This window comes from Pseudomonas sp. AN-1 (assembly GCF_034057115.1).
GTDB lineage: Bacteria > Pseudomonadota > Gammaproteobacteria > Pseudomonadales > Pseudomonadaceae > Geopseudomonas.
This window is the reverse complement of the sequence record NZ_CP139195.1, coordinates 3,237,118-3,258,045: the sequence shown is the minus strand read 5'-3', so window position 1 is coordinate 3,258,045 and position 20,928 is coordinate 3,237,118. Positions and strand designations below refer to the sequence as shown.

The window sequence follows — 20,928 nt, the reverse complement described above, 5'->3', positions numbered from 1 at the left end:
GGCTCCTCGCGCCTCGGCCACTCAGTGCAGCCGGCTGCGCTCGTCGACTTCCGGCGGAGTCTGGAAGGTGTGGTAGGGCGCCGGCGAGGGCACCGTCCACTCCAGGCCGTGGGCGCCGTCCCAGGGCTTGTCGGCCGCCTTCGGCCCGCCGCGCACGCACTTGACGACGATGAACAGGAACAGCAGCTGGGTGGCGCCGAACAGGAAGGCGCCGACGCTGGAGACCATGTTGAAGTTGGCGAACATCAGGTTGTAGTCGGGGATGCGCCGCGGCATGCCGGCCAGGCCGACGAAGTGCATGGGGAAGAAGGCCAGGTTCATGCCGACGAAGGACAGCCAGAAATGCAGCCTGGCCAGGGTCTCGTCGTACATGTGCCCGGTCCACTTCGGCAACCAGTAGTAGGTGGAGGCGAAGATGCCGAAGATCGCTCCCGGCACCAGCACGTAGTGGAAGTGCGCCACCACGAAGTAGGTGTCGTGGTACTGGAAGTCGGCCGGGGCGATGGCCAGCATCAGCCCGGAGAAGCCGCCGATGGTGAACAGGATGACGAAGGCCACGGCGAACAGCATCGGCGCCTCGAAGGTCAGCGAGCCGCGCCACATGGTGCTCACCCAGTTGAACACCTTCACCCCGGTGGGCACGGCGATCAGCATGGTGGCGTACATGAAGAACAGCTCGCCGGTCAGCGGGATGCCCACGGTGAACATGTGGTGCGCCCAGACGATGAACGACAGGAAGGCGATGGCGCCGGTGGCGTAGACCATCGAGGTGTAGCCGAACAGCGGCTTGCGGCTGAAGGTGGGGATGATCGCGCTGACCGCGCCGAACGCGGGCAGGATCATGATGTACACCTCGGGGTGGCCGAAGAACCAGAACACGTGCTGGAACAGCACCGGGTCGCCGCCGCCGGCGGCGCTGAAGAAGCTGGTGCCGAAGTGGATGTCCATCAGCATCATGGTCACCACGCCGGCCAGCACCGGCATCACCGCGATCAGCAGGAAGGCGGTGATCAGCCAGGTCCACACGAACAGCGGCATCTGCATCAGGGTCAGCCCCGGCGCGCGCAGGTTGAGCACGGTGGCGATGACGTTGATCGCGCCCATGATCGAGCTGATGCCCATCAGGTGCACGGCGAAGATGAAGAAGGTGACGCTCTCCGGCGCGTAGGTGGTCGACAGCGGCGCGTAGAAGGTCCAGCCGAAGTTGGGGCCGCCCCCTTCCATGAACAGGGTGCTGGCGAGCAGGCCGAAGGCCGCCGGCAGCAACCAGAAGCTGAAGTTGTTCATCCGCGGCAGGGCCATGTCCGGCGCGCCGATCATCAGCGGGATCATCCAGTTGGCCAGGCCGACGAAGGCCGGCATCACCGCGCCGAACACCATGATCAGGCCGTGCATGGTGGTCATCTGGTTGAAGAACTCCGGCTGGACGATCTGCAGGCCGGGCTGGAACAGCTCGGCGCGGATCACCATCGCCATGCTGCCGCCGAACAGGAACATGGCGAAGCTGAACACCAGGTACATGGTGCCGATGTCCTTGTGGTTGGTGGTCAGCACCCAGCGCATCAGGCCCCGGGCCGGGCCGTGGGCATGACCGTGGGCGTGCGTGTCGATCACTGCGCTCATGTCCGTCACTCCTTCGCCTGCTTGAACGCCGCGATCTCCTGCGGCGTGACCATGTCACCGGTGCTGTTGCCCCAGGCATTGCGCTCGTAGGTGATGATCGCCGCCAGATCGACGTCGGAGAGCTGCTTGCCGAAGGCCGCCATGGCGGTGCCCGGCTTGCCGCCGACCACGATGGCGATGTGGCCTTCCTTCGGCCCGGTGGCGATGGCCGAGCCCTTGAGGGCCGGGAACACCGGCGGCATGCCGGCGCCGGTGGGCTGGTGACAGGCGGCGCAGGCGGTCTGGTAGGCCTGCTCGCCGCGCGCCATCAGCTCTTCCAGGGTCCATTCCTTGCCGGTCAGTTCCTTCTCCGCCAGCGCCGCGGCCTTGCGTTCGGCCAGCCAGCGGTCGAAGTCCTCGCGACTCTTCGCCTCCACCACCACCGGCATGAAACCGTGGTCCTTGCCGCACAGCTCGGTGCACTGGCCGCGGTACAGGCCGGGCTGCTCGATGCGCGTCCACGCCTCGTTGACGAAGCCGGGGATGGCGTCCTTCTTCACCGCCAGCGCCGGCACCCACCAGGAGTGGATCACGTCGGCGGCAGTGACCAGGAAACGCACCTTGGCGCCGACCGGCACCACCAGCGGCTGGTCGACCTCCAGCAGGTAGTGCGCGTCCTTGGCCGCCCGGTTGTCGATCTGCGCGCGCGGGGTGGCGAGGTTGCTGAAGAACTCGACGTCCTGGCCCAGGTACTTGTAGTGCCACTTCCACTGGTAGCCGGTGATCTGGATGTCCAGGTCGGGTTCGGAATGGTCGTAGATGGCGATCAGCGTGCGGGTGGCCGGCACCGCCATCAGCACCAGGATGACGAAGGGCACCACGGTCCAGAGGATTTCCACCCAGGTATGCTCGTGGAACTGCGCCGGCTGCTGGCCGCGGCTGCGCCGGTGCATGAGCATCGACCAGAACATCGCGCCGAACACCACCACGCCGATGACCACGCAGATCCAGAAGATGGTCATGTGCAGGTCGAATACCGAGCGGCTGACCTCGGTGGCGCCCCGGCCCATGTTCACCGCCCACTCGGCCTGCGCCGGCAGCGATGCCAGCCCGAGCATGGCCCCCAGCCAGAAATGCGAATGTCGCAACATTCGGGGTCCCCTTATCGTTCTTCTTGTACCCGCCGGCTTCTTGCCTGCGACCAGGGGGCGCGGCCGTCTCGCGGCCAGCGCCGGTTCTCGCACCCTGCCCTGCTTGAGCAGCTGCCGGATCCCTTCAGCGCACACACAATCCGAGTATAGACAGGGTCCCCGGGCTGGCAATCGAACCGGAAATCGCGGGCGAGGCTGCAGCCGATCGGAAATTCGTTAGCTTGTTACAGGTCAATTGGCGCAACCGGCGATCTGCAACTATGTTGCGTTGCTGTCATCAACTGCCTCTGGAGTACTGCCTTCCATGAACATCGCCGCCCTGCGCGAACGCATCGACCAGGCCCTGCAGCACGAAACCGAACACGGCAGCCTGGCCACCGACCTGGCCGGCCGCATCGACGGCCTGCACCGCGCCATTCGCCTGCCCGAAGCGGATGCACCGGGGACCCTGCTGCGCTTCGTGCGCGCCTATGTCGACGAGGTGCCGGAGCTGGTGGAAGCGGCGGCCAGCGTGGCGAGCGAGGCCGGCATCGATGCTCAGATCAAGCCGGTGCTGCGCCTGGCCGAGGAGTTCTTCCTCAGCCCGCCGCCGGAGCTGGAGGGACATGAGGGCCTGGAAGCCCTGCTGGACGAGGCCTATCTGGCCCATCGCCTGGTGGAGGAGGTCAACGACCGCTACATCGCCCACTTCGGTCAGCCGCTGATTCCGCTGGACACCACGGTGGCCAACCTGGTGGCCCATGCGCTGATCGGCGAGCCGTTCGCCAACCAGCTCGATGCCGCGGTGCATCAGGCCAGCGAAGCCCTGCAGGACGAGCGGATCTTCGTCACCGAAACCGCCCAGGAGTACCGCGCGCAGCTGGCCGACCCGCAGCGCCTGGCCGCCTGGCAGACCTGGCCGTGCCTGTCGCGCCAGCTGGGCGTCGAGCTGCAGCTGACGGCCTGAACGACGCAGCGCCGCCGCAGGACGCGGCGGCGCTGCCCGGACGGTCTCAGCCGTTGAAGCGCGAGCGCGGGGTGGCCATCGGCACCAGGTCGCCGTCGAGCGGCAGGAAACGGCCGCTCTCCGCGTCGTAGGCGATGATCTCGCTGGTCTCGATGTTGTACACCCAGCCGTGGATGAACAGCTGGCCGCTGGCCACCCGTGCCGCCACCGACGGGTGGGTCAGCAGGTGGTTGAGCTGGGCCACCACGTTCTCCTCGGTGAGCAGCTCCAGGTGCTCCTGGCCGCAGTCGCAGCGGGCGAAGTTCTGCTCGACCACGGTGCGCGCCACCTCGGCATGGCGCAGCCAGCCCTTCACCGTCGGCATGCCTTCCAGCGACTGCGGGTTGAGCACCGCCTTCATCGCGCCGCAATCGGAGTGGCCGCAGATGATGATGTGGCGCACGCCCAGCGCCACCACCGCGTACTCGATGGCGGTGGACACGCCGCCGTTCATCTGGCCGTAGGGCGGCACCACGTTGCCGACGTTGCGGGTGACGAACAGGTCGCCCGGCGAGCTCTGGGTGATCAGCTCGGGAACGATGCGCGAATCAGCGCAGGTGATGAACATGGCCCGCGGGTTCTGCGCGGTGGCCAGCTTCTTGAACAACTCCTCCTGCTCGGGGAACACGTCGCGGCGGAAACGCTTGAAGCCGTCGACAATGCTGCTCAGGGCCTCGTCGGCGCTATCCATCATCTTCTTCTGCACGGGAACCTCTTTCACGGTCTGTACTCCGGGGCTTCGCACGCGCTGCCGGCTTGTGGCCGCAGGCGTTCGGTTGGCGATTGACTGTCTTAAACGACAGTCCGCGTCGGCGAAAAGTCACACTGTTTTACCCGGATATTTATCACAGGCCTTGTCACTCGCTGCGCAGGGCGTCCACCGGATGCAGGCGCGCGGCCTGGCGCGCCGGCGCCAGGCCGGCAGCAGTGCCGATCAGCGCCGCCAGCAGCAGGGCCGCAAGGAGCAGCAGCGGCTGCGGGCGCAGCGGCAGTCCGGACATGCCCAGTTGCAAGGCACCGAGCAGCAGAGTCATCAGCAGCAGACCGAGCAGGCCGCCGGCCAGCGCCAGCAGGGTGGCCTCGGCGAGGAACAGGCCGAGCACCTGGCGCGGACTGGCGCCGAGGGCGCGCAGCAGGCCGATCTCGGCGGTGCGCTCGCCCACCGCGGTGGTCATGATGGTGAGGATGCCGACCGCGCCGACCAGCAGCGAGATGCCACCCAGCGCCACCACCGCCGCGCTGAGGATGGCGAGGATGCGGTCGAGGCTGGCGAGCATGTCGTCCTGGGTGGTCAGGCTGAAGTCCTCGACGCCGTGGCGCTCGACCAGCAGCCGGCGGATGCCGCCGGCCAGGTGCGCGGCACTGGTGCCGGGACCATACACCACGCTGATCTCCATCAGCCCCTCGCGGTTGAACAGCGTCTCGGCCCAGTCCACCGGGATGTAGGCGACATCGTCGAGGTCGAAGCCGAGCAGTTGGCCCTTCTCCGCCATCACCCCGACCACCCGGAAGCGCGTGCCGCCGATGCGCAGCGCCTCGCCCAGCGGATTGGCGCTGCCGAACAGCTCGACGCGCAGCTTGTGGCCGAGCACGGTGACCGGCGGCGAGCGCCCGTCGCGCGGCGCCGGCAGGAACTGGCCGAGGGCGACGTGGAAGCGCCAGGCCTCGGCCAGTTGGTGGCCGCCGCCGATGACGTCGCTGCTGCGCTTGCGCGCACCGGCCTGGATGTCGCCGCTGCCCTGGATCACCGGCACCACCGCCTCGACCTGCGGCAGACGGCGCAGCGCCTCGGCGTCGGCCACCGACAGCGGACGGATGCTGGCCAGCAGGCCGCCGAAACCGCCGGTCTGGGTACGGCCTGGATGGATGGCGATGATCCGCGTGCCGAACTGCGAGAAGTTGTCCAGCACGTAGTGGCGCAGGCCCTCGCCGATGGCGGTGAGCAGCGCCACCGCGGCGATGCCGATGGCCACGCCGAGCATCGTCAGCAGGCTGCGCAGCGGCCGGCTGGTCAGCGCCGAGCCGGTCAGTTGCAGGCCGTCCTGCCAACGCATCAGCGCGCTCCCGGCGGGCGCAGCGCCTGCACCGGCGGCAGGCGCGCCGCCTGCGCCGCCGGCAGCCAGGCGAACAGCACGGCGGTGGCCAGGGCCAGCAGCAGCGCACCGAGCCGCGCCCACAGCGGCGCGCGCAGCGGGACCTCCCAGAGCAGACGCGCGATCCACAGCAGCAGCTCGCCGAGCAGCAACCCGGCCAGCGCGCCGAGCAGGGCGAGCAGCAGCGCCTCGCCGACGAACAGGCCGTGCACCTGCCGCGGCGTGGCACCGAGGGCCTTGAGCAGGCCGATCTCGGCGGTGCGCTGGCTGACCGCGATCCAGGTGACGTTCATGATCAGCACGCCGGCCACCAGCAGGCTGATCGCGGCGATGCCGGCCAGGGCCATGGCCAGGGCGCCGAGGATGTCGTCGAAGGCGGCGAGCATCGAGTCCTGGCTGATCAGGGTGACGTCCTCCTCGCCCTCGTGGCGTTCGCGGAGCAGCGCGAGGATCTGCCGCTTGCCGCTGTCCAGCAGCAGCGGACCGCGCACTTCGGCGAACACGCGGAACAGCCCCTCGCGGTCGAACAGCGCCTGGGCGCTGGCCACCGGGATGATCAGCAGCTCGGCGAAGTCCATGCCCAGCGACTCGCCGCGCTCCTCGAGCAGGCCGATCACCCGGAAGCGGCGGTCGCCGGCACGCAGCCACTCGCCCAGCGCCGGGCGCTCGGCGAACAGCTCGCGACGCAGCTTGGCACCGATCAGGCAGACCGCCTCGGCCTGGGCGAAGGGCAGTGGCGGCAGCGGCTGTCCCTGGCTGACCTGCAGCTGGCGGATGGCGAAGAACTCGCGGCTGGTGCCGAGCACCAGGGCCTCGCGGCGGCGGCCGCCGGCGCTGACCTCCAGCTGACCGGCCTGCAGCGGGGCGACCCGGCGCACCGCGGGCAGGCGGGCGATGGCCTCGGCGTCCTGCAGGGTCAGGTCGCGCGGCGCCAGGCCGGTGAGCGGCGGCACGCCGCCGGTAGTCTCCTTGCGCCCGGGCAGGACGATCAGGGTGTTGCGTCCGAGCAGCGAGAACTCGGCAAGCACGAAGCCGCGGGCGCCCTCGGCAAGGCCGGTGAGCAGGGTGACCGCCAGCACGCCGATGCCGATCGCCAGCAGCAGCATCAGGCTGCGCCGGCGATGTCCGCGCAGGGCCCCCAGGCACAGGCGCAGGGCGTCGGCCGGACGCATCAGGCCGCCCCGCCCTGCTGGCGGTCGCTGACGATCCGGCCGTCGCGCATGCCCAGGCTGCGCCGGGCGCGAGCGCCCAGGGCCGCGTCATGGGTGACGATCAGCAGGGTCAGACCGTCGCGGTTGAGCTCCTCGAGCAGCTCCACCACCTCGGCGCCGGAGTGGCTGTCGAGGTTGCCGGTCGGCTCGTCGGCCAGCAGCAACGCCGGCTGCATGACCATCGCCCGGGCGATCGCCACGCGCTGGCGCTGGCCGCCGGACAGCTCGCCGGGACGGTGCGCCACCCGGTCGCCCAGGCTCAGCCGCTCGACCAGCCGGGCACTGCGCCGGCGCCGCTCGGCAGGCTCGATGCCGGCCAGCAGCATCGGCAGCTCGATGTTCTCCAGGGCGGTGAGGCGCGGGATCAGGTGGTAGGACTGGAACACGAAGCCGATGTGGCGGCTGCGCAGCGCCGCGCGGCGGACCTCGTCGAGCGCCGCGGTCGGCTCGCCGTCCAGCCAGTATTCGCCGGCGTCCGGGACATCGAGCAGGCCCAGCACGTTGAGCAGGGTCGACTTGCCGGAACCGGACGGCCCCATCACCGACAGGTACTCGCCGGCGGCGATGTCCAGATCCACTGCCTCCAGCCCCATCACCCGCTGCTCGCCGAGGTGAAAGCAGCGCGTCACCCCGCGCAGGCGGATCATGGTGGCGGCGCTCCATTGCGGGGACTCACCGCCACCCCGTCGCCCAGCCCCTCCTGCTCCAGGCTGGCGAGGATGCGCGCGCCCTCCTCAAGGCCGGCGCGCACCTCGGTCCAGCGCCAGTTGGCCAGCCCGGTCTGCACCTCCACCGCGCGCAGCACGCCGCTCGCGGTGTCGTAACGCAGCACCCGCCGGCCGTCGAGCAGGCTCTCGCTGGGAATGCGCAATACCCCCTCGCGCTGCTCGAGGAGGATCTCGACGTCGGCGCTGTAGCCGGTGAGCAGGGCGAGTTGCGGCGGCGGCGCGCGGAAGCGCACCTCGATGTCGACGGTGCGCGCCTGCTTTTCCAGCTCGCGCACGAAGGGCGCGATGCGGCTGACCGTGCCGGCGAAGGACTGGCCGCGGAAGGCATCCAGGCTGATGCGCACCGGCATGCCGAGCGCCACGCGGGCGGCTTCCACCTCGTCGATCGGCGCCTCGACGTACAGGCAGCTGTCGTCGATCAGATCCACCGCTGGCGGCGTGGGGATGCCCGGCGGCGAGGGGGTGACGAACTCGCCGACCTCGCCGTTGATCTCCGCGACTATGCCGGCGAAGGGCGCCCGCAGGGTCTTCTGGTCGAGCAGCGCGCGCTGCAGGGCCACAGCTGCCTCGGCTTCGGCGACCTGCGCGGCAGCCGCCTCGCACTGCAGGGCGGACAGCCGCGCCTGGGTCTGCGCCCGGTCGAGCAGATCCGCCGCCGCCAGGCGGCGCTCGGCGAGGCGGCGCAGACGGGCCACCTCGCGGCCGTCCAGCTCGGCCTGAGCGCACTGGCGCACGCGCGCATTGCGCTGCAGGAGCAGGCGCGCCTCGGCCTCGGCCAGACGTGCCTGCTGGTCGTCCTGGCGCAGGCGCATCAGCACCTGACCGGCCTGCACCCGCTCGCCCTCCGTCACCAGGCGCTCGGCCACCGGCGCACCGAGGTTGAACGACAGCTGCGAGCGACGACAGGCCTTGAGGGTACCGGCGCGGCTGTTGGCCACCAGGCTCTCCACCGGCCCGCGCTGCACGGTCAGCAGCGTCACCGGCAGCGGCTGCGGCCGCTGCCACCACCACAGCAGGGCGCCCAGCGTCAGCAGCAGCGCCGCCGCGATCAAGCCCTTGCGCATGCCTGGCTCCCGGTCCACGTATCCCTTTCAGGGTAGCCCGCGCGCATGGCGCCGCCGCGAGAGGCGCGGAATAATGCGACATTGAATTACCGATCAGGACAGCCCCGTGACCCAGTCCACCCCGCATATCCGCCGCGAACAGTTCGACGACCTGCCCTGCTGGCGGGTCCGGACCGCCAACGCCGACCTGCTGATCGCCGAACAGGGCGCGCAGATCCTCAGCTATCGGCAGGGCGACGAGCCGCCGCTGATCTGGCTCAGCGAACAGGCCCGCGGCCTGCGCGGCCAGTCGGTGCGCGGTGGCGTGCCGGTATGCTGGCCATGGTTCGGCGACCTCGCGCGCAATCCCGCCGCCCTGCTCGCCCAGTATCGTGGCGAGGCCGCGCCCTTCCATGGCCTGGTGCGCAACCTGCCATGGGAATGCCGGGAAAGCGTGATCGACGGCGACGAGGCGCGTCTGCTGTTCGCCTGCCCGCAGGCGGAAAGCGGTCTGCCCGACTGGCCCCATGCCGTCGATGTGGAACTGGAGATCCGTCTTGGTGACCGTCTGCAGCTGCAACTGCGCAGCCACAACCGCGGCCAGCGTCCGGTGTGGCTCAGTCAGGCCCTGCACAGCTATTTCGCCGTCAGCGATATCCACAAGGTGAGCATCGCGGGGCTGGACGGCTCACGCTACATCGAAACCCTCGACGGCTGGCGCGAGTACCGCCAGGCAGGCCCGCTGCAGTTCGCCGGAGAAACCGACCGCATCTACCTGGACCTGCCGCCGCGTCTGGAGCTACGGGATACCGGCTGGCAGCGGCGCATCTGCCTGCAAAGCCGTAGCTCGCGTTCGGCCGTGCTGTGGAACCCGTGGATCGACAAGGCACAGCGCCTGTCGCAATTCGCTGAGGATGCCTGGCAGCGCATGCTGTGCATCGAAACCGCCAACGTGCTGGACGACTGCGTGCAACTGGCCGGCGGCGAGAGTCACAGCCTGGAGCTGTGCCTGTGGGGCGAGCCGCTGAGTTCACAAGGCTGAGGTGTACGTCAAGCCCCGACCCGTTCGGGGCTTTTCCGTGTCTGTGGAAAGTTTCTGGCGCGAAAAGACGAAACCCCGACCAGCGTGGCTGGTCGGGGTTTCTGTATAGGTGCTTGACGATGACCTACTCTCACATGGGGAAGCCCCACACTACCATCGGCGATGCGTCGTTTCACTGCTGAGTTCGGGATGGGATCAGGTGGTTCCAACGCTCTATGGTCGTCAAGCAATTCGGTTGGGGCATCGCCATGGCGCTACCCCGAATTGGGCAAGTGATAGTGTATCAGATTCGGTAATTTGCGGTTCTGCAAGCTTTCGGCCTGTCGCACCCACTGTGATCCTGGGATCGCAGATTGTTTGGGTGTTATATGGTCAAGCCTCACGGGCAATTAGTACTGGTTAGCTCAACGCCTCACAACGCTTACACACCCAGCCTATCAACGTCGTAGTCTTCGACGGCCCTTCAGGGGGATCGAGTCCCCAGTGAGATCTCATCTTGAGGCGAGTTTCCCGCTTAGATGCTTTCAGCGGTTATCTCTTCCGAACATAGCTACCCGGCAATGCCACTGGCGTGACAACCGGAACACCAGAGGTTCGTCCACTCCGGTCCTCTCGTACTAGGAGCAGCCCCTCTCAAATCTCAAACGTCCACGGCAGATAGGGACCGAACTGTCTCACGACGTTCTAAACCCAGCTCGCGTACCACTTTAAATGGCGAACAGCCATACCCTTGGGACCGGCTTCAGCCCCAGGATGTGATGAGCCGACATCGAGGTGCCAAACACCGCCGTCGATATGAACTCTTGGGCGGTATCAGCCTGTTATCCCCGGAGTACCTTTTATCCGTTGAGCGATGGCCCTTCCATACAGAACCACCGGATCACTAAGACCTACTTTCGTACCTGCTCGACGTGTCTGTCTCGCAGTCAAGCGCGCTTTTGCCTTTATACTCTACGACCGATTTCCGACCGGTCTGAGCGCACCTTCGTACTCCTCCGTTACTCTTTGGGAGGAGACCGCCCCAGTCAAACTACCCACCATACACTGTCCTCGATCCGGATGACGGACCAGAGTTAGAACCTCAAGATTGCCAGGGTGGTATTTCAAGGATGGCTCCACGCGAACTGGCGTCCACGCTTCAAAGCCTCCCACCTATCCTACACAAGCAAGCTCAAAGTCCAGTGCAAAGCTATAGTAAAGGTTCACGGGGTCTTTCCGTCTAGCCGCGGATACACTGCATCTTCACAGCGATTTCAATTTCACTGAGTCTCGGGTGGAGACAGCGCCGCCATCGTTACGCCATTCGTGCAGGTCGGAACTTACCCGACAAGGAATTTCGCTACCTTAGGACCGTTATAGTTACGGCCGCCGTTTACCGGGGCTTCGATCAAGAGCTTCGCTTGCGCTAACCCCATCAATTAACCTTCCGGCACCGGGCAGGCGTCACACCCTATACGTCCACTTTCGTGTTTGCAGAGTGCTGTGTTTTTAATAAACAGTCGCAGCGGCCTGGTATCTTCGACCGGCATGGGCTTACTGAGTAAATCATTCACCCTCACCGGCGCACCTTCTCCCGAAGTTACGGTGCCATTTTGCCTAGTTCCTTCACCCGAGTTCTCTCAAGCGCCTTGGTATTCTCTACCCAACCACCTGTGTCGGTTTGGGGTACGGTTCCTGGTTACCTGAAGCTTAGAAGCTTTTCCTGGAAGCATGGCATCAACCACTTCGTCATCTGAAAGATAACTCGTCATCAGCTCTCGGCCTTAGGATCCCGGATTTACCTAAGATCCCAGCCTACCACCTTAAACTTGGACAACCAACGCCAAGCTGGCCTAGCCTTCTCCGTCCCTCCATCGCAGTAACCAGAAGTACAGGAATATTAACCTGTTTCCCATCGACTACGCTCTTCAGCCTCGCCTTAGGGACCGACTAACCCTGCGTCGATTAACGTTGCGCAGGAACCCTTGGTCTTTCGGCGTGGGTGTTTTTCACACCCATTGTCGTTACTCATGTCAGCATTCGCACTTCTGATACCTCCAGCGAGCTTCTCAACTCACCTTCACAGGCTTACAGAACGCTCCTCTACCGCGCATCTTGCGATGCACCCGCAGCTTCGGTGTGTGGTTTGAGCCCCGTTACATCTTCCGCGCAGGCCGACTCGACTAGTGAGCTATTACGCTTTCTTTAAAGGGTGGCTGCTTCTAAGCCAACCTCCTAGCTGTCTAAGCCTTCCCACATCGTTTACCACTTAACCACAACTTTGGGACCTTAGCTGGCGGTCTGGGTTGTTTCCCTTTTCACGACGGACGTTAGCACCCGCCGTGTGTCTCCCACGCTGACACTTCCAGGTATTCGGAGTTTGCATCGGTTTGGTAAGTCGGGATGACCCCCTAGCCGAAACAGTGCTCTACCCCCTGGAGTGATACGTGAGGCGCTACCTAAATAGCTTTCGAGGAGAACCAGCTATCTCCGAGCTTGATTAGCCTTTCACTCCTATCCACAAGTCATCCCCTACCTTTTCAACGGGAGTGGGTTCGGTCCTCCAGTCAGTGTTACCTAACCTTCAACCTGCTCATGGATAGATCGCCCGGTTTCGGGTCTATACCCAGCGACTAAACGCCCTATTAAGACTCGCTTTCGCTACGCCTCCCCTAATCGGTTAAGCTCGCCACTGAATATAAGTCGCTGACCCATTATACAAAAGGTACGCAGTCACCTAACAAAGTAGGCTCCCACTGCTTGTACGCATACGGTTTCAGGTTCTATTTCACTCCCCTCTCCGGGGTTCTTTTCGCCTTTCCCTCACGGTACTGGTTCACTATCGGTCAGTCAGTAGTATTTAGCCTTGGAGGATGGTCCCCCCATATTCAGACAAAGTTTCTCGTGCTCCGTCCTACTCGATTTCACTTCAAGGATCCTTTCGCGTACGGGGCTATCACCCACTATGGCCGCACTTTCCAGAGCGTTCCGCTAAAATCCAAGAAGCTTAAGGGCTAATCCCCGTTCGCTCGCCACTACTAAGGGAATCTCGGTTGATTTCTGTTCCTCAGGGTACTTAGATGTTTCAGTTCCCCTGGTTCGCCTCTTGCACCTATGTATTCAGTACAAGATACCCGGGTTATCCCGGGTGGGTTTCCCCATTCAGAGATCTCCGGATCAAAGTCTGTTTGCCGACTCCCCGAAGCTTATCGCAGGCTACCACGTCTTTCATCGCCTCTGACTGCCAAGGCATCCACCGTATGCGCTTATTCACTTGACCATATAACCCCAAGCAATCTGGTTATAATCGTGAATTACGACATTCGCCGAAAACTTGCGCTTGAACTCGCAAATTTTACCTTGACCTGAAAAGTGCAGTGAAAACACTCTCCAGTTCAATACTTCTATCACTTACCCAAATTTTTAAAGAACGATTCTGGCGCAAAGACCAGAAATCAATGTTTCATCCTCGAAATCGTCCACCGGACGACAGGGGTAAACACTCATTTCTGAGCTTTCGGCGATAATGGTGGAGCCAAGGAGGATCGAACTCCTGACCTCCTGCGTGCAAAGCAGGCGCTCTCCCAGCTGAGCTATGGCCCCATCTTTCGATCGGCCTGCGCACCACGACAATTGGTGGGTCTGGGCAGATTCGAACTGCCGACCTCACCCTTATCAGGGGTGCGCTCTAACCAACTGAGCTACAGACCCAATCGCCTTTCGCGAGTGAATCAAGCAATTCGTGTGGGAGCTTATGAAGAAGCTGAAGTCTTCGATTAAGGAGGTGATCCAGCCGCAGGTTCCCCTACGGCTACCTTGTTACGACTTCACCCCAGTCATGAATCACTCCGTGGTAACCGTCCCCCCGAAGGTTAGACTAGCTACTTCTGGAGCAACCCACTCCCATGGTGTGACGGGCGGTGTGTACAAGGCCCGGGAACGTATTCACCGTGACATTCTGATTCACGATTACTAGCGATTCCGACTTCACGCAGTCGAGTTGCAGACTGCGATCCGGACTACGATCGGTTTTGTGAGATTAGCTCCACCTCGCGGCTTGGCAACCCTCTGTACCGACCATTGTAGCACGTGTGTAGCCCTGGCCGTAAGGGCCATGATGACTTGACGTCATCCCCACCTTCCTCCGGTTTGTCACCGGCAGTCTCCTTAGAGTGCCCACCATAACGTGCTGGTAACTAAGGACAAGGGTTGCGCTCGTTACGGGACTTAACCCAACATCTCACGACACGAGCTGACGACAGCCATGCAGCACCTGTGTCTGAGTTCCCGAAGGCACCAATCCATCTCTGGAAAGTTCTCAGCATGTCAAGGCCAGGTAAGGTTCTTCGCGTTGCTTCGAATTAAACCACATGCTCCACCGCTTGTGCGGGCCCCCGTCAATTCATTTGAGTTTTAACCTTGCGGCCGTACTCCCCAGGCGGTCAACTTATCGCGTTAGCTTCGCTACTAAGTTCTCAAGGAACCCAACAGCTAGTTGACATCGTTTACGGCGTGGACTACCAGGGTATCTAATCCTGTTTGCTCCCCACGCTTTCGCACCTCAGTGTCAGTATCAGTCCAGGTGGTCGCCTTCGCCACTGGTGTTCCTTCCTATATCTACGCATTTCACCGCTACACAGGAAATTCCACCACCCTCTACCGTACTCTAGCTCAGTAGTTTTGGATGCAGTTCCCAGGTTGAGCCCGGGGCTTTCACATCCAACTTGCTGAACCACCTACGCGCGCTTTACGCCCAGTAATTCCGATTAACGCTTGCACCCTTCGTATTACCGCGGCTGCTGGCACGAAGTTAGCCGGTGCTTATTCTGTTGGTAACGTCAAAACTGCAGGGTATTAGCCGACAGCCCTTCCTCCCAACTTAAAGTGCTTTACAATCCGAAGACCTTCTTCACACACGCGGCATGGCTGGATCAGGCTTTCGCCCATTGTCCAATATTCCCCACTGCTGCCTCCCGTAGGAGTCTGGACCGTGTCTCAGTTCCAGTGTGACTGATCATCCTCTCAGACCAGTTACGGATCGTCGCCTTGGTGAGCCATTACCTCACCAACTAGCTAATCCGACCTAGGCTCATCCGATAGCGTGAGGTCCGAAGATCCCCCACTTTCTCCCGTAGGACGTATGCGGTATTAGCGTTCCTTTCGAAACGTTGTCCCCCACTATCGGGCAGATTCCTAGGCATTACTCACCCGTCCGCCGCTGAATCAGAGTGCAAGCACCCGTCATCCGCTCGACTTGCATGTGTTAGGCCTGCCGCCAGCGTTCAATCTGAGCCATGATCAAACTCTTCAGTTCAAATCAATTCGGGTTTTGAGAAAACCCTAAACTTGGCTCAGCAATCGCAAAAAACTCTCGAATTCACGAGTGTTACTTGTGATGCTGATAATCTTGCGACTGTCAGTCTTACCTCACAAGCACCCACACGAATTGCTTGATTCAACTTGTTAAAGAGCGTTTCGATCGATTCACTCAGCGTTTCCGCTTCGTCTCAACCGAGGCCGCGCATTCTACAGCAGCCTTTCAATCTGTCAAGCGTTTTTCGAAAATTTTCTTTTCGAATCAACCGCTTGCGCTTCAGCGAAGAACTCGACCACCGAAGCGAGGGATATGAATCATACAGCAACCAGAGCCGCTGTCAACATCTCCGAACAACGCGCCTTCAACCCGGAGACTGACGACGCCGCAGGAAAGCAACCCTGCACTTCCACCACCACCTCGATCCAAGCACTTGATTTACAAGGCTTTTCGATCAGCTTGCCGCTGGAAGTGGGGCGCATTATAGAGACATCGGCGGCGACGTCAACGACTTTATTGAAATGATTCCGCCAGGAAGGCCCGAGCACATGCGTTGAGTGCACAACCGCCAGGAGCACCATATATAAAGACTGATACGGGGATACGCCGACCGCAATCGTCCCAAGCTGATGGCACAAAGCAAACAGGGGGCCTGCACCAAGGTGCAGGCCCCCTGTCGATGAATATATGGCGCATCCGGCGGGATTCGAACCCACGACCCCTGCCTTCGGAGGGCAGTACTCTATCCAGCTGAGCTACGGATGCTTGTGAGAACGGACTGGCAGACCGTTCGCAACGTGCGGCCACATGATACGCATGTTGGCCACAGCCGTCCATGGCGTCGAGGATCGTTCGCTATCCCGAACATTTCGATCCATCCGACAACCTATGTCTTTGAAAAATTTACATTTTCAATCATTGCCGTTGTTTTTTTTGCACACCCCATTGCACACACCCGTGATCGACCCTAGGATTGTTTGACATTTCGAACATCCCGCCGGAGACCGCGATGGAACTGAAAGACCCCAGCCTGTTCCGCCAGCAGGCCTACGTGAACGGTCATTGGTGCGAGGCCGACAGCGGCGCGCGGACCGACATCTTCAACCCGGCCAGCGGCGAGAAGCTGGGCAGCGTGCCGAACATGGGCCGTGCCGAGACCCGCCGTGCCATCGAGGCGGCGCGCGTAGCGCAGCCGGCCTGGCGCAAGCTGACCGCCAAGGAGCGCGCCGCCCGCCTGCGCCAGTGGTACGAGCTGATCCTCGCCAACCAGGAAGACCTGGCGCAGATCATGACCGCCGAGCAGGGCAAGCCGCTGGCCGAGGCTAGAGGCGAGGTGGCCTACGCCGCGTCTTTCATCGAGTGGTTCGCCGAGGAGGCCAAGCGCGCCTATGGCGACGTGATCCCGGCGCATGCCGCCGACAAGCGCATCCTGGTGCAGAAGGAGCCGGTCGGCGTCACCGCGGCGATCACCCCGTGGAACTTCCCGGCGGCGATGATCACCCGCAAGGCCGGCCCGGCGCTGGCGGTGGGCTGCGCCATGGTGCTCAAGCCGGCACCGCAGACCCCCTTCTCCGCCCTGGCCCTGGCCGCCCTGGCCGAGCGCGCCGGCATCCCGGCCGGCCTGCTCAGCGTGCTGCCGGCGGACGTCGCCACCAGCCGCGAGGTGGGCGCCGAGCTGTGCGAGAATCCGGTGGTGCGCAAGCTGTCGTTCACCGGCTCGACCGGCGTCGGCATCAAGCTGATGGAGCAGTGTGCGCCGACCCTGAAGAAGCTGTCGCTGGAGCTGGGCGGCAATGCGCCCTTCATCGTGTTCGACGACGCCGACCTGGATGCCGCGGTCGAAGGCGCGATGATCTCCAAGTACCGCAACGCCGGACAGACCTGCGTGTGCGCCAACCGCATCTATGTGCAGGACAAGGTCTACGACGCCTTCGCCGCCAAGCTGGCCGCCGCAGTGGCCAAGCTCAAAGTGGGCAACGGCGCCGAGGCCGGCGTGACCACCGGCCCGCTGATCGACGCCAATGCCGTGGCCAAGGTGCGCCAGCACCTCGACGACGCGCTGAGCAAGGGCGCGCGGGTGATCGCCGGCGGCAACGGCCTGGGTGGCAACTTCTTCGAGCCGACTATTCTGGTCGATGTGCCGACCAGCGCGCGAGTCGCCAAGGAAGAGACCTTCGGCCCGCTGGCCCCGCTGTTCCGCTTCCGCGACGAGGAGGACGTGATCGCCCAGGCCAACGACACCGAGTTCGGCCTGGCCGCCTACTTCTACGCCCGCGACCTCGGCCGCGTGTTCCGCGTGGCCGATGCGCTGGAGTATGGCATGGTCGGCATCAACACCGGCCTGATCTCCACCGAGGTGGCGCCGTTCGGCGGCATGAAGGCTTCCGGCCTCGGCCGCGAGGGCTCCAAGTACGGTCTCGACGAGTATCTCGAGATCAAGTACCTGTGCCTCGGCGGCATCTGATTTCGTACGAACTCCGGGCCACGGCCCGGGGTGGGTGGAGGCCGTGTTTTGTCGGCGACGGCCCTTCACCCCTCCTTTCCGGCCGGCCTGCCACCGGCAGGCCGGCCCCGACCGACGCTCCGACTGTCCTGCGTGAGTAATGCCATGAGCCAGACCAACGCCTCCCTGCTGCAACGCCGCCAAGCTGCCGTCGCCCGCGGCGTCAGCCAGATCCACCCGATCGTCGCCGAGCGCGCCGAGAACGCCACCGTGTGGGACGTCGAGGGCCGCGAGTACATCGACTTCGCCGGCGGCATCGCCGTGCTCAACACCGGCCACCTGCATCCGAAGGTGGTGGCCGCCGTCCAGGAGCAGCTGACCAAGCTGTCGCACACCTGCTTCCAGGTGCTGGCCTACGAGCCCTACATCGCCCTGTGCGAGGAAATCGCCAAGCGCGTGCCGGGCGATTTCGCCAAGAAGACCCTGCTGGTCACCTCCGGCTCCGAGGCCGTCGAGAACGCCGTGAAGATCGCCCGCGCCGCCACCGGCCGCGCCGGGGTGATCGCCTTCACCGGCGCCTACCACGGCCGCACCATGATGACCCTGTCGCTGACCGGCAAGGTGGTGCCCTACTCCGCCGGCATGGGCCTGATGCCGGGCGGCGTGTTCCGCGCCCTGGCGCCCTGCGAGCTGCACGGCATCAGCGAGGACGACGCCATCGCCAGCATCGAGCGCATCTTCAAGAACGATGCCCAGCCGCAGGACATCGCCGCGATCATCATCGAGCCGGTGCAGGGCGAGGGCGGTTTCTACGTCAACTCCAAGGCCTTCATGCAGCGCCTGCGCGCCCTGTGCGACCAGCACGGCATCCTGCTGATCGCCGACGAGGTGCAGACCGGCGCCGGCCGCACCGGCACCTTCTTCGCCACCGAGCAGCTGGGCATCGTCCCGGACCTGACCACCTTCGCCAAGTCCGTAGGCGGTGGCTTCCCGATCTCCGGCGTGTGCGGCAAGGCGGAAATCATGGACGCCGTCGCCCCCGGCGGCCTGGGCGGCACCTACGCCGGCAGCCCGATCGCCTGCGCCGCCGCCCTGGCCGTGCTCGAGGTGTTCGACGAGGAGAACCTGCTGGAGCGCTCCCAGGCCGTCGGCGAGCGCCTGAAGGCCGGCCTGCGCGAGATCCAGGCCAAGCACAAGGTCATCGGCGACGTGCGCGGCCTGGGTTCGATGGTCGCCATCGAGCTGTTCGAGGACGGCGACGTGCACAAGCCGGCCGCCGAACTGGTCGGCAAGATCGTCGCCCGCGCCCGCGACAAGGGCCTGATCCTGCTGTCCTGCGGCACCTACTACAACGTCATCCGCTTCCTGATGCCGATCACCATCCCGGACGCCCAGCTGGACAAGGGCCTGGCCATCCTCGCCGAGTGCTTCGACGAACTGGCCTGATCCCCGGCCCTCGCCACGCCCGCCCCGCGCCCTGCGCGGGGCGGGCGTTCTTCTTGCGGCTTGCCGCGCGGCGCGCAGTCGCGACCGCCGGCAACGCCAGCAGCCCGACACCGCAGGCCGATCAGATCACCCGATAGGCGCTGCCGGCCTCCCACTCGCCTGCCAGCATGCAGCGGTCGCGCCCGCTGCGCTTGGCCTCGAGCAGCGCCGCATCGGCGCGGTTGAGCACCTGCGAGTAGCCTTCCGGAGCCCGGTACTCGGCCACCCCGAAGCTGGCGGTGATCGCCAGGCGCTGCTCGCCGACCATCACCCGCAGCTCGCGCAGGGCGCCGCGCAGCCGCTCGATCAGCGGCAACGCGTCGGCCAGCACGGTTTCCGGCAGCAACAGCAGGAACTCCTCGCCTCCCCAGCGCCCGCACAGGTCGCAGCCGCGCACGCTGGTCTGCAGGGCGCGGGCGATCTCGCTGAGGGCGCGGTCGCCGACCTCGTGTCCCCAGGTGTCATTGATCAGCTTGAAGTGGTCGACGTCGATCATCGCCAGCACGAAGGCGTGCCCGCTGCGCTGGCTGCGCAGTTCCTCCTCGCGCAGGCGCTCCATCAGCAGGCGGCGGTTGGCCAGCCCGGTGAGCACGTCGCGCTGCGAGGCGGTCTTCAGCGCCTGGTTGAGGTCGCGCAGCATGTCCTGGTAGCGGTCGGAGATGCGCGCCACCTTCTCCAGCTGGCGCAGCTGGCGGTGGTAGCGTTCGGACAGCGAGAGGTTCTGCTCGCGCGCCAGCGACTGGTAACCGTCGGAAATCCGCGCGATGCGCTCGAGCCGCGACAGCTGGTCGAGGTTCTGCTGCTGCAGGCGCGCCAGCGCCTCGCGCAGCGGGTGGCCATAGTAGGCGGGGTCGCTCAGCAGGCTCTCGACCAGCAGGTCCAGTTCGCTCTCGCTGTTCATGGGCTGCTACTCGCCGTGGGCCAGGATGGCGAAGGGGAAGCTGCAGTCCTCGCGGAACTCCTCGGCCAGCTCGGCGACCCGCTCGTTGCGGCTGTCGTAGTACCAGTTGACGCTGACCGGGCGGCCGTCGCGATGGGCATCCTCGAGCAGGTCGAAGATGTCCATCAGCGCCTTGATCGAGCTGGTGTTGAGGTACAGCAGGCGCAGCTCGAGGGCCAGCGGGCGGACCTCCTCGCGCAGGAAGCGCTCGACCCAGTCGATCACCTGGCCGAACAGCTCGAAGGAGTTTTCCGGGTAGGAATCGCCCTGCATGGCCAGCACGCCAGCGCTCCAGTCACCCTGAATGGCCGGCGTGGACTGGGTTCCGTGTATGTTCAGTACAGTCATGGTCATTCCCGTGAAAAGTGATCAGATCACCGCGCGCAGGCTGAAGAAGGCGCGCCCGCCGGTCTGTTCGCGGAGCGAGGCGTGCAGCGGCCGGCTCGACTTGCGGGCGATGTCGAGCAGGCCGAGGCCGGCACCGCTGGTGCTTTCGCCGTCGCGCGGCTTGCGCAGCTGCTCCTTGTAGGCGGCCTTGAGCTGCACCTTGTCCAGCCCGGCCAGGCCCTCGACCCACTCGACCAGCTGCAGGCCGTCGGCGTGCTCCACCAGATTGCCGGCCGACACCACGTAGCGGCCGTCCTCGTCGCGGGCGATGGCCACGGTGGCCGAGGCGTCTTGATCGCTGTAGTGCATGCGGGTGGCGTAGTGGCGGATATTCTGGGTCATTTCGATGTAAACGGCGAACACGTCCATCGCCGCCGAGGGCTGCGCCTGTTCGGCCGCCAGGTAGTTGCGCAGGGCGTTGCCGATCTCCTCGATCAGGCTGCGCGAGATCGGCCCGTTGAAGCAGAGCATGATGCGCTGGCGATTGTAGTTCTCGCGCATGGCCAGCAGGTCATGTGTGTCCAT

General features: G+C 64.4%; 14 protein-coding genes, 3 tRNA genes, 3 rRNA genes and 1 pseudogene. 5 read left to right on the top strand and 16 right to left on the bottom strand.

The features are described from left to right. Positions 1-21 precede the first annotated feature (21 nt). Together ctaD and coxB are read right to left on the bottom strand one after the other, a co-directional pair. The gene (ctaD, locus tag SK095_RS15345; protein ID WP_136490129.1) at positions 22-1,623 is read right to left on the bottom strand and encodes a cytochrome c oxidase subunit I; all 1,602 of its coding nucleotides are present in this window, start codon (positions 1,621-1,623) and stop codon (positions 22-24) included. 5 nt (positions 1,624-1,628) lie between these two features. After that, positions 1,629-2,753 (bottom strand): cytochrome c oxidase subunit II, encoded by a 1,125-nt coding sequence (coxB, locus tag SK095_RS15340; protein WP_136490128.1) that lies wholly within the window; start codon positions 2,751-2,753, stop codon positions 1,629-1,631. Positions 2,754-3,057: 304 nt separating this feature from the next. On the opposite strand from coxB, the gene SK095_RS15335 reads away from it, so the two are divergent. Beyond that, positions 3,058-3,699: a hypothetical protein gene (locus SK095_RS15335; protein ID WP_136490127.1), complete on the top strand. Its 642-nt coding sequence runs from the start codon at positions 3,058-3,060 to the stop codon at positions 3,697-3,699. A gap of 46 nt (positions 3,700-3,745) precedes the next feature. Here the strand turns inward: SK095_RS15335 and SK095_RS15330 are convergent. The 5 genes and pseudogenes from SK095_RS15330 to SK095_RS15310 all read right to left on the bottom strand — a co-directional run. After that, positions 3,746-4,463 (bottom strand): annotated as a pseudogene (locus tag SK095_RS15330) (carbonic anhydrase); the annotation flags it as partial. A 132-nt stretch (positions 4,464-4,595) separates the two neighbouring features. Further along, positions 4,596-5,792 carry an ABC transporter permease gene (locus SK095_RS15325; protein ID WP_320546771.1) on the bottom strand — a complete coding sequence of 399 codons (1,197 nt, stop codon included), beginning with the start codon at positions 5,790-5,792 and terminating at the stop codon, positions 4,596-4,598. Then, on the bottom strand, positions 5,792-7,003 hold the full coding sequence (locus SK095_RS15320) for an ABC transporter permease (protein ID WP_320546770.1): 1,212 nt from the start codon (positions 7,001-7,003) through the stop codon (positions 5,792-5,794). The genes SK095_RS15325 and SK095_RS15320 overlap by 1 nt, the downstream gene beginning before the upstream one ends. Further along, positions 7,003-7,689, bottom strand: coding sequence for an ABC transporter ATP-binding protein (locus SK095_RS15315; RefSeq protein WP_320546769.1), 687 nt, complete (start codon positions 7,687-7,689; stop codon positions 7,003-7,005). Before SK095_RS15315 ends, SK095_RS15320 begins: the two co-directional genes overlap by 1 nt. Beyond that, complete coding sequence (locus SK095_RS15310; protein ID WP_320546768.1) at positions 7,686-8,834, bottom strand: efflux RND transporter periplasmic adaptor subunit; 1,149 nt, start codon at positions 8,832-8,834, stop codon at positions 7,686-7,688. The genes SK095_RS15315 and SK095_RS15310 overlap by 4 nt, the downstream gene beginning before the upstream one ends. Before the next feature lie 106 nt (positions 8,835-8,940). Here SK095_RS15310 and SK095_RS15305 point away from each other — a divergent pair, with 106 nt between their 5' ends. Continuing rightward, positions 8,941-9,855: a D-hexose-6-phosphate mutarotase gene (locus SK095_RS15305; protein WP_236574605.1), complete on the top strand. Its 915-nt coding sequence runs from the start codon at positions 8,941-8,943 to the stop codon at positions 9,853-9,855. A 111-nt stretch (positions 9,856-9,966) separates the two neighbouring features. On the opposite strand, the gene rrf is transcribed toward SK095_RS15305, so the two are convergent. The 5 genes from rrf to SK095_RS15280 all read right to left on the bottom strand — a co-directional run bounded on the left by rrf (position 9,967) and on the right by SK095_RS15280 (position 15,148). After that, a 5S ribosomal RNA gene (gene rrf, locus SK095_RS15300) occupies positions 9,967-10,082 on the bottom strand. 141 nt (positions 10,083-10,223) lie between these two features. Then, positions 10,224-13,114, bottom strand: a 23S ribosomal RNA gene (locus tag SK095_RS15295). Positions 13,115-13,361: 247 nt separating this feature from the next. Next, positions 13,362-13,437: transfer RNA gene (locus tag SK095_RS15290), tRNA-Ala, on the bottom strand. A 31-nt stretch (positions 13,438-13,468) separates the two neighbouring features. Next, positions 13,469-13,545 (bottom strand) — tRNA-Ile (locus SK095_RS15285). Positions 13,546-13,611: 66 nt separating this feature from the next. Further along, a 16S ribosomal RNA gene (locus SK095_RS15280) occupies positions 13,612-15,148 on the bottom strand. The 16S, 23S and 5S rRNA genes sit together here with 2 tRNA genes alongside, the layout of an rRNA operon. Before the next feature lie 312 nt (positions 15,149-15,460). Between SK095_RS15280 and SK095_RS15275 the strand changes: the two genes are divergently transcribed. Then, positions 15,461-15,673 carry a hypothetical protein gene (locus SK095_RS15275; RefSeq protein ID WP_320546767.1) on the top strand — a complete coding sequence of 71 codons (213 nt, stop codon included), beginning with the start codon at positions 15,461-15,463 and terminating at the stop codon, positions 15,671-15,673. A 163-nt stretch (positions 15,674-15,836) separates the two neighbouring features. Here the strand turns inward: SK095_RS15275 and SK095_RS15270 are convergent. Further along, positions 15,837-15,913: transfer RNA gene (locus SK095_RS15270), tRNA-Arg, on the bottom strand. 244 nt (positions 15,914-16,157) lie between these two features. Here SK095_RS15270 and gabD point away from each other — a divergent pair. Both gabD and gabT read left to right on the top strand, forming a co-directional pair. Then, entirely contained in the window at positions 16,158-17,612 is a 1,455-nt protein-coding gene (gabD, locus tag SK095_RS15265; protein ID WP_136491430.1) for an NADP-dependent succinate-semialdehyde dehydrogenase, read from the top strand. Between the two features lie 144 nt (positions 17,613-17,756). Further along, entirely contained in the window at positions 17,757-19,037 is a 1,281-nt protein-coding gene (gene gabT / locus SK095_RS15260) for a 4-aminobutyrate--2-oxoglutarate transaminase (protein ID WP_320546766.1), read from the top strand. A 121-nt stretch (positions 19,038-19,158) separates the two neighbouring features. Here the strand turns inward: gabT and siaD are convergent, their stop codons facing one another. Genes siaD through siaB form a run of 3 tightly spaced genes read right to left on the bottom strand, consistent with a single transcriptional unit; the run spans position 19,159 to position 20,928 of the window. Next, positions 19,159-19,977 carry a biofilm regulation diguanylate cyclase SiaD gene (gene siaD, locus SK095_RS15255; RefSeq protein ID WP_136490694.1) on the bottom strand — a complete coding sequence of 273 codons (819 nt, stop codon included), beginning with the start codon at positions 19,975-19,977 and terminating at the stop codon, positions 19,159-19,161. 6 nt (positions 19,978-19,983) lie between these two features. After that, on the bottom strand, positions 19,984-20,364 hold the full coding sequence (gene siaC, locus SK095_RS15250) for a biofilm regulation phosphoprotein SiaC (protein WP_136490695.1): 381 nt from the start codon (positions 20,362-20,364) through the stop codon (positions 19,984-19,986). Between the two features lie 21 nt (positions 20,365-20,385). Continuing rightward, positions 20,386-20,928, bottom strand: a complete 543-nt coding sequence (gene siaB, locus SK095_RS15245) for a biofilm regulation protein kinase SiaB (protein WP_136490696.1) — start codon at positions 20,926-20,928, stop codon at positions 20,386-20,388.

Bases quoted from the DNA above. Each gene is read 5' to 3' on its own strand.
- siaC (WP_136490695.1), bottom strand. From the start codon at position 20,364: ATGACTGTACTGAACATACACGGAACCCAGTCCACGCCGGCCATTCAG.
- SK095_RS15310 (WP_320546768.1), bottom strand. From the start codon at position 8,834: ATGCGCAAGGGCTTGATCGCGGCGGCGCTGCTGCTGACGCTGGGCGCC.
- SK095_RS15335 (WP_136490127.1), top strand. From the start codon at position 3,058: ATGAACATCGCCGCCCTGCGCGAACGCATCGACCAGGCCCTGCAGCAC.
- SK095_RS15275 (WP_320546767.1), top strand. From the start codon at position 15,461: ATGAATCATACAGCAACCAGAGCCGCTGTCAACATCTCCGAACAACGC.
- siaD (WP_136490694.1), bottom strand. From the start codon at position 19,977: ATGAACAGCGAGAGCGAACTGGACCTGCTGGTCGAGAGCCTGCTGAGC.
- SK095_RS15315 (WP_320546769.1), bottom strand. From the start codon at position 7,689: ATGATCCGCCTGCGCGGGGTGACGCGCTGCTTTCACCTCGGCGAGCAG.
- SK095_RS15320 (WP_320546770.1), bottom strand. From the start codon at position 7,003: ATGCGTCCGGCCGACGCCCTGCGCCTGTGCCTGGGGGCCCTGCGCGGA.
- SK095_RS15325 (WP_320546771.1), bottom strand. From the start codon at position 5,792: ATGCGTTGGCAGGACGGCCTGCAACTGACCGGCTCGGCGCTGACCAGC.
- coxB (WP_136490128.1), bottom strand. From the start codon at position 2,753: ATGTTGCGACATTCGCATTTCTGGCTGGGGGCCATGCTCGGGCTGGCA.
- ctaD (WP_136490129.1), bottom strand. From the start codon at position 1,623: ATGAGCGCAGTGATCGACACGCACGCCCACGGTCATGCCCACGGCCCG.
- siaB (WP_136490696.1), bottom strand. From the start codon at position 20,928: ATGGACACACATGACCTGCTGGCCATGCGCGAGAACTACAATCGCCAG.
- gabT (WP_320546766.1), top strand. From the start codon at position 17,757: ATGAGCCAGACCAACGCCTCCCTGCTGCAACGCCGCCAAGCTGCCGTC.
- gabD (WP_136491430.1), top strand. From the start codon at position 16,158: ATGGAACTGAAAGACCCCAGCCTGTTCCGCCAGCAGGCCTACGTGAAC.